General features: G+C 48.2%; 2 protein-coding genes. Both read right to left on the minus strand.

Going from position 1 to position 1234, the window contains the following annotated elements; genetic code table 11:
• The coding region (locus AC1DWI_RS23705) for a hypothetical protein (RefSeq protein WP_477725981.1) at window positions 1-367 on the minus strand (367 nt) is incomplete at its 3' end.
• 73 nt (window positions 368-440) lie between these two features.
• The coding region (locus AC1DWI_RS23710) for a DUF4917 family protein (protein WP_477725982.1) at window positions 441-1234 on the minus strand (794 nt) is incomplete at its 5' end.

A 1234-nucleotide genomic window follows, 5' to 3' on the forward strand; every position in this document is an offset into this window, starting at 1 on the left:
CATCGGAATCGCTAGTTCGAGAAAACATTGCGTCGTGCGTTCGCATCCGTATCCCGCGACGCGCAATCAAATCTTGAGCCTCCTTCTGTTCGATTAGATGCGTAATGCTCCCAGAATTCTCAACACTAATTCCTTGCTGCATCAGAAGCCGAAATTCTGCGATTAGCGGCCTCAACGGATCTGTAAGTGTCGAATCGCCGGCAATGATTGATCGAGTTATGACCGACCCAATCTCCCCTGCGAGTTGCTGCTTGCTTCTACGCCTCTCGAAATCACCCAGCTTATCGATTTCAAGATTGATTTTCTTTAATGCCGTCGCTCCTCCCTCTCTCAACAGAAGACTCAACAACGTTTCAATTAGTCCCATGTCATCCCCGTTTGCGAAAGCTCTGGCAAGCTACAGCTCAAGTTCTCAACCTAGTGGATACGAATGAATCAACCTAAGCATTCCAAATACTCGCTGTCCTAGCATCGAATGTATGTACCTTGGCATGGAATTTCTTCTCTATGCTGCTGATCCATCGACTATCCGCCTCAGAGAACGTCCCGATATAGATGCTCCACAACTTTGGTGGGCTTTTTGTGCGAAGGTGATTTGCCTTGTTCAGGGCATCGATGATGTGGTCATCTGACTCGCCAAACCCAAACCCTAAAGTGACAACCGAACCGTCTAACTCACAAAGCTGGTCGTAGCAGTGCGAGAGATAGCGGTTGTGGCGAATCTGAGCTAGTTTCTCCGCGCCATTTCCTGCGGTAACAAAGATTGGGTACTCTCCGGCATCAAGGCGAACCCCAATGTTTTCCATCAGGTAACCTTCGTTGCTGTACTGCTCCTTGATGACCTCTGGACCGGTATCAAACAGTGGAAGCGAGCCGTGAAGATAGAAGATATTCTGGCTTTGCTTATTCAGACCCCACTGCAGTTCGGACCAATCCTCGGCCTCTGTTTTTTCTTGCACTTCTACAGGATTAAGCAGCTCCCGCCCAAATCCATCGGCCGAACCAGAAACGTTTTGACGCATCAAAATCCAGTACAGCAAAAGGTCGTAGTTCGTTGTAAAGATTTTTCCGCCCGACGTCGAGAATTTACTGATGAATTTGGCACAAGCAACGCTCTTCTCCTCTGGAATTTTGAAAACATGTTCGGGGTGAAGCGCCCTGATCGCATCTAGCAGGCTATGTTTTAGCTTTTCCTTCGCCGACGCCAATTTTTTGTGAAGATCCTTATCAGCAC

It is taken from the genome of Polaromonas sp. P3_C2, assembly GCF_056402675.1.